The following is a 6412-nucleotide window of genomic DNA, read 5'->3' as shown; positions in this document are numbered from 1 at the left end:
TCCTGAAACGAGACAGTACCGAATGATTCGGAACATCGTGTTCCAGACTCAGGCCAAAAAACCGCATCACGTGCAGATTCGCGTTAGCCATGTCTTCAACGGATTCATCACTGAGTCCACCGTGCCAGATTCCTGACAGCAACATCTTGAACAGCAGCAACCCGGGATAGCCAGGACGGCCTGCGGCACCATACTTAGCGATTGCTTTTTCTATCAATTCCCAATCAAATCAGGTAATCGATTTGATTGAGAAAGTTTCCTTTGCGGGTGCGGCGGGTGACATCAAACTCCGAAAAACTCATATCAATTAACTCAACAATATGATTCATAACATTATTATGTCATCATTCACACCTGAAAATGACTCTAACCGTGCAAAGTTCTTATCAAATGTATCGGATATCCATTAAATTGGTTTTATCATCTGAATTTTTATTCATATCGCTGCTCTATAAAATTATAATAGAATTCATAAAGCGGTCGAGCTATTCAGCATGAAAAATATTTCTCGAAGAAAAGTGATTAAGTTGTGTGTCCTGAGCAGCATGGCTAGTGCGCTTGGCAGTAATAGTTTTGCTAAAGTATTAGCGCTAATGCCCACGCCCAAAGAGACAGAAGGTCCATTCTATCCGGTAAAAAATCAGAAAGACAAGGATGATGACTTAACACAAATAGATGGATGCGTTGGCAATGCCAGCGGTCAACATATTGTGATAGGTGGACGTGTAACCGATGTCTTCGGCAATCCAGTTGAAAATGCGCCACTTGATATTTGGCAAGCAGATGCCAATGGTCGTTATCGTCATCCGCGTGATCCTAATAAGGCAAGGCTGGATCAGAACTTCCAAGGGTGGGCGGTTATCAAGACTGATGATAAGGGTTCTTTTCGCTTTAAGACCGTAATGCCCGGCGCTTATCCGGCTAGCGGAACTTGGGTTAGACCTCCGCATATTCATTTAAAGATTTTTAAACCTAATTATTCCCCTCTTACAACGCAGATGTATTTTCCCAATCAGGAATTGAACAAGAAGGATTTGTTGCTGAATCAAAAGTCCATCAGTGAACAATCGGCTATGATAGCCAGAGAAATCGGCCAGCAAGGAAATTTAATCATTTACGAGTACAATATCGTCCTCGATTTACTCCGTAAATAATATTTATGACAACCAAACACAATTCATTGCTTATTCTTGGCTCTGGGCCGGCTGGTTATACTGCCGCTGTTTACGCGGCACGCGCCAATCTGAATCCGGTTTTGATCACCGGCTTGGCTCAGGGCGGACAATTAATGACAACAACCGATGTAGACAACTGGCCAGCCGATGCAATGGGTGTGCAAGGCCCGGAATTGATGGAGCGTTTTCAGAAACACGCGGAGCGTTTTAATACTGAAATCATTTTTGATCATATCCATACCGCAAAACTGACAGAAAAACCGATTACCTTGATCGGCGATCAAGGGACGTATACCTGTGAGGCACTCATTATTGCCACTGGTGCATCTGCGCAATATCTTGGGTTACCTTCCGAAGAAGCATTTATGGGGCGCGGTGTGTCAGGATGTGCAACTTGCGATGGTTTCTTCTATAAAGGACAAGATGTTGCCGTTGTCGGTGGTGGCAATACGGCAGTGGAGGAAGCATTGTATCTTTCGAATATTGCGCGCAGCGTGACAGTAGTGCATCGGCGTGATCAGTTTCGCGCGGAAAAAATTCTGATTGATAAGTTAATGGAAAAAACCCGCACCAGTAATATTAAATTGGAACTGAACCATGTACTGGATGAAGTGCTGGGCGATCAATCCGGGGTTACCGGCATGCGCATTAAAAGTACTCAGGATGATTCTACGCAAGTAATAGATTTACAAGGTGTTTTTATCGCTATCGGTCATAAACCCAATACCGATATTTTTGCTGGACAATTGCAAATGGATAATGGCTATATTGTTACTCACGGTGGTGATCGAGGTAATGCGACAGCCACTAGCATTCCCGGTGTATTTGCTGCGGGCGATGTGCAGGATCACATCTATCGCCAAGCGGTAACTAGTGCTGCCAGCGGCTGTATGGCGGCACTGGATGTGGAAAAATATCTGGATAACTTGAGATAGTTATTGAATCTTAGACTCAAAACTGCTTGTTGACGAAACTAGATGCCTAGAAAAGATTCTGTTGTGGATGGGGAGGAAATATCGCTGTTTCAGGCAGCTATGCGTGATGTGGCGCCATTGTCAGCCTCAGATAAAATAGTTTCCGGCGGCATTAAAGCGTCACCGTTCCCACGTAAAAATAAGAGCCAGGAAAATGCAACGTCAGAAGATGCGCTAACAGACTATGTTTTCATTGAAATCGAGGCGGGTGATGAGTGGTCTTTTGTGCGGCCGGGCATGCCGCATCAAACGTTGCGACGTTTACGGCGCGGTCACTGGAGGATTCAGGATAGTCTCGACTTACATGGATATACGCGTGATGAAGCGAGGCAGACATTAGGTGCTTTTCTGGATATCTGTGTGCAACAAAAATTTCGTTGTGTTCGCGTCATTCACGGTAAGGGATTGAGTTCCAGAAACCGTGATCCGGTTTTAAAAACAAGCGTTGGAAATTGGTTGATGCAGTGTTCTGACGTATTGGCTTTTTGCCAAGCAAAACCGGAAGATGGCGGAGGAGGCGCTATCCTCATTTTGCTCAAATCCAAAGTATAAGCTGGTAAAACGTTTGTAATTATAATGAAGGATTTGATTCTTGCGGAAAAGCCTTTTCGTATCGAACTTGGCACTGAATACAGCGTTGTGCGGATGGATATACTAGCAGCCGCTCAAACCCGATCTCGCTACCACAATCGATACAGTCACCGAACTCTAGTTCGCTCAGATACTTCATCGACATTTCCAGTTCGCGTATTTCGTTGATTTGCCGGTCGACTAATGCCGTGTCAATGTCGTCCGGTATATTGTTTACATACTCTGCTAGTTCAGCATCACTGATATCCTGAGTGTGTGCAAGCTCGTTACGTATTTCTTTTTGTAGACCTAGATAACGCTTATGTAGCGCAGCCTTCAACTGGATTAATTGTCCTTCAGTAAAATTTGCCATCCTGCCTCCATTTCCTGTTATGCCTTACATGTTGTCTGAGATGTAATTTCCAATCTTTGATGAAAATCAAAAGAGCGTAAATCCATAGACAGTGTACTATGCCTTATATTGCTTGCAACTGTTTCAAATCTGCAATTATTTCGGAAGAATTACGTGCCGCACTGACCGACAAATACATGCGTGCAATTTTTCCGTGTGGATCGATCAAAAATGTATTGCGCTTGGCAAACTTGATAATGCCCAAATTAATGAGCGAATGATATCGAGTAGCCGTTTCTGCAGTAGTGTCCGCCAATAGCGGAAATTGCAGATGAAATTTTTTAGAAAATTCAGCATGACTATTTGTGTCGTCCACACTCACACCAATTACTTCGGCGCCCAAGTCAGTTAACTGCTGAAGGTCATCACGAAAAGAGCAAGCCTGCTTGGTGCACCCGGGCGTGTTGTCTTTCGGATAAAAATATAACGCCAGCCATTTACCCTGAAAATCTGCCAAAGTATGTGCTCTACCAGATTGATCCGTCAAGTTGAATTCAGGTGCAGGCTGACCCAGCTTTAATGCTTTTTTAGTTGTGGAAAAAAACCAGAACATGAATCCCACTGTAATTATCGACAAGATAATAGCTAACCATTCCATGATATTTATCCATCCTTATTTGTTATATTTATGCTGCACAGGCCAAGCCCACAATCGTAGCCATGCTATGGCTAATAACGCTAATATGCTGGCAAATAAAAATGCTGCCACCGCATTGTATACATGCCATATTACCCCACACAATACTCCTGAAGGGATGGTGGCGATGCCACTGGCCAGATGATACCAGCCAGAAGCAGTGCCACGTTCACCGGGTGTTGCATAATCGCTAAGTAGTCAACCCTGAAAAAGTATCGCACAATAATTATTCCAAGCAAGCTATCGGGAAAAATGAGTGGCTATAAAAATGTAGCACCTGATGATTTGAGTTTCCATCCAGACATTCAAGCAGTCTGCATCTTTCTCCACGGAAAAAAGTGATATGTGTTGTCAATAATGGAGTCCATGGTAAACGTGCCAAAGGCATCATCTATCAATTTTCTTGTTTTAACGTTTCTATGAATCAGTTGGTAACGGTAGCAATTTGTCTGTTAGGCCATGTAGGTAATTTTATTAGAGTGTCTTTAAGCCAATCCGATAGGTTCAGGCCATTGAGTTGAGCCGTGCCAAATAGTAGAGTTTGAATAGCTACTGCAGGTTGGCCTGCATGCTCTGAACCGGTAAATAACCAATTCTTTTTTCCGATCGTGATAGATTTCTACGGGATTGTTGTCCATTGGCAGATGACCGGTTTGTGCCTAGCGAATTTGTACCAGCCCGCCGTGTAATGCCTCCAACGCCATTAGGCTGCATTAGTCTGGTGCAGATCGAAGAATTTACGGCGTGCGTGCGCCCAACAAGCCGGTTCAGTACACAGGGCTCCGTCTGTTTTTCGGAAAATAGAGTTTTGTGACCGCCATGCCGCCATCAATGACGGCTGATGGAATTGCTGCGGCGGTAGTGGTTTCACAGGTCTTGCAGGCATATTGCGGACAGATGTGAGGATGGGCAAAGAATTTGGCTGGTTCTATATCCAACTGTTCACTCACATCTTCACAGATTGTAACCAGATAATGGCCACATTGATTGCATTGACAGGATTCAGGTTCATGACGGTGTTCAATGCGTGGCGAGTGATCCGGTAATGGTCGGCAGCCGGCGCGCATACGTGGTGGTCTATTCGTCGGTATGGGTAACTGCTCAATTTCCGTTTCGATCGCAGCTGCATCGATTTCCCAAGCTTCTTCAAACAAGCTTAACTGTAACTGCGACAGTGATTCGCTCTTCGCGCTATATCGGATGCGGCGCAACTGAGGCTACTTTTGCTGGGAACGATATACTCGCAACCAATTCGAAAACGTTTTCGAATTCAGCTTATACTGATGACAATAGGCGGTCTGCATCAAACCATTCTCTTGCCAAGTTTCTATATGTTTCTGCTGCTATGTCGGCAATGCCATAGGTTATCCTCATGAGAATGTTTGAGAATAATGAAGTTTGTTGCAATTTTTTAGATGATGCTGTTGGATCCTTACCTATGAATTGATAAAAAACACAAACAATCTAAGTCAATTAGTTACAGGAGTTTTTCTATGGTCGCATTGGTCCGGTGGGGTATATTAAGCGCGGGATTAATGGCCGATCGCTTTGTTTCTGATCTCAGGAAGACCCTTGGCGCTGAAGTTGTCGCCGTGGCTTCACGATCAATCCAGCGAGCGGAGGCATTCGCAGCAAAGCATCGCATTTCTCGCGCGTATGGCTCATATGAAGCGCTAGCCAAAGATCCGGATATTGACGTTATCTATGTAGCTACAACCCATAATTTCCACAAGAGCCATACGCTTCTGTGTCTGGAAAATGGAAAGCATGTGTTATGTGAGAAACCATTGGCGCTTAATGCGATAGAAGCACGTCAAATGATTGCTTGTGCAGGTGAAAAGCGGCTTTTTCTTATGCAAGCCATGTGGTCGAGGTTTAATCCTGCGTATAAGTGTGCGATGCAGTGGGTTAAGGACGGGTTGATCGGGGAAGTTCGGATGCTCAAAGCCGATCTCGGGTTCAGGGCATCGTGGGAACCCGAGCATAGATTGCTTAATCCTGCTCTTGCCGGTGGGTCAATTCTGGATGTTGGTATTTATCCGCTTGCTTTGGCATCTCATCTTTTTGGCCCGAAACCTTCAAAAATTCAAGCGCTGGCATTCCTGGGCGCGACCGGTGTCGATGAGCAAGCGGGTATCATGCTGCAATATCCACAGGGGCAGCTTGCTTTGCTATCGAGCGCAGTTCAAACACGCTCTCCACATAACGCATTTATTTTGGGTGCAAAGGGAATGATCTGGATTCCCATGTTCTGGCGTGCTCGTCTGGCCATCCTGTGGCGTCCAAGAAAACTGCCGCGAATCACATGGGGGAGCGCGGGATACCAGCATGAGGCTGCAGCAGTCAATCAGTGTATCCGAGAGGGAAAAATGGAAAGCGCAACAGTTACTCTTGCTGAATCCTTAGCTATGATGGAAACGATGGATCAGATAAGGGAAAAAATCGGCTTGAAATATCCTGGGGAATAAATCGACTTAATCGCTGGATGGCAACAGTCAATTATTTGGATGTCACTCTAGATTTCGGTTTCCTCGATTTAATCCCTGATCAATTGGGGCAGCTACTTACTAATTTGGAGACAGATCAATCATCATGAATTAACGAATTGTCGTCGAGCGAATTATTTTTAGGATTGCAAGTTGAT

The 6412-nt window shown here is 44.7% G+C and carries 8 protein-coding genes and 3 pseudogenes; 4 read left to right on the top strand and 7 right to left on the bottom strand.

The annotated features are described in order from the left end of the window. The coding region (locus QZV86_RS07245; RefSeq protein ID WP_295625550.1) for a transposase at positions 1-217 on the bottom strand (217 nt) is incomplete at its 3' end. A gap of 277 nt (positions 218-494) precedes the next feature. On the opposite strand from QZV86_RS07245, the gene QZV86_RS07240 reads away from it, so the two are divergent. Genes QZV86_RS07240 through QZV86_RS07230 form a run of 3 tightly spaced genes read left to right on the top strand, consistent with a single transcriptional unit; the run spans position 495 to position 2701 of the window. Continuing rightward, entirely contained in the window at positions 495-1154 is a 660-nt protein-coding gene (locus QZV86_RS07240; RefSeq protein ID WP_295625548.1) for a protocatechuate 3,4-dioxygenase, read from the top strand. Positions 1155-1159: 5 nt separating this feature from the next. Then, positions 1160-2110 (top strand): thioredoxin-disulfide reductase, encoded by a 951-nt coding sequence (gene trxB, locus QZV86_RS07235; protein WP_295625545.1) that lies wholly within the window; start codon positions 1160-1162, stop codon positions 2108-2110. A 42-nt stretch (positions 2111-2152) separates the two neighbouring features. Next, positions 2153-2701, top strand: a complete 549-nt coding sequence (locus tag QZV86_RS07230) for a Smr/MutS family protein (protein WP_295625542.1) — start codon at positions 2153-2155, stop codon at positions 2699-2701. A 19-nt stretch (positions 2702-2720) separates the two neighbouring features. Here the strand turns inward: QZV86_RS07230 and QZV86_RS07225 are convergent, their stop codons facing one another. The 6 genes and pseudogenes from QZV86_RS07225 to QZV86_RS07200 form a co-directional block, all read right to left on the bottom strand. Beyond that, complete coding sequence (locus QZV86_RS07225) at positions 2721-3092, bottom strand: TraR/DksA family transcriptional regulator (protein ID WP_295625539.1); 372 nt, start codon at positions 3090-3092, stop codon at positions 2721-2723. Positions 3093-3195: 103 nt separating this feature from the next. Next, positions 3196-3729: a peroxiredoxin gene (locus tag QZV86_RS07220; RefSeq protein WP_295625537.1), complete on the bottom strand. Its 534-nt coding sequence runs from the start codon at positions 3727-3729 to the stop codon at positions 3196-3198. A 463-nt stretch (positions 3730-4192) separates the two neighbouring features. Then, positions 4193-4460 (bottom strand): annotated as a pseudogene (locus QZV86_RS07215) (transposase domain-containing protein); the annotation flags it as partial. An 11-nt stretch (positions 4461-4471) separates the two neighbouring features. Continuing rightward, positions 4472-4597 carry a transposase gene (locus tag QZV86_RS07210; RefSeq protein ID WP_295625534.1) on the bottom strand — a complete coding sequence of 42 codons (126 nt, stop codon included), beginning with the start codon at positions 4595-4597 and terminating at the stop codon, positions 4472-4474. Beyond that, a pseudogene (locus tag QZV86_RS07205) lies at positions 4584-4844 on the bottom strand (IS66 family transposase zinc-finger binding domain-containing protein); the annotation flags it as partial. The pseudogene QZV86_RS07205 and the gene QZV86_RS07210, both read right to left, overlap by 14 nt. 3 nt (positions 4845-4847) lie before the next feature. Further along, positions 4848-4922: pseudogene (locus QZV86_RS07200) on the bottom strand (hypothetical protein); the annotation flags it as partial. A 339-nt stretch (positions 4923-5261) separates the two neighbouring features. On the opposite strand from QZV86_RS07200, the gene QZV86_RS07195 reads away from it, so the two are divergent. Further along, positions 5262-6236, top strand: coding sequence for a Gfo/Idh/MocA family oxidoreductase (locus QZV86_RS07195; RefSeq protein ID WP_295625531.1), 975 nt, complete (start codon positions 5262-5264; stop codon positions 6234-6236). The last annotated feature ends 176 nt before the right edge of the window (positions 6237-6412 follow it).

The organism is uncultured Nitrosomonas sp., from assembly GCF_902826915.1.
Taxonomy (GTDB): Bacteria; Pseudomonadota; Gammaproteobacteria; order Burkholderiales; family Nitrosomonadaceae; genus Nitrosomonas.
This window is presented reverse-complemented; position numbering and strand designations above follow the sequence as displayed.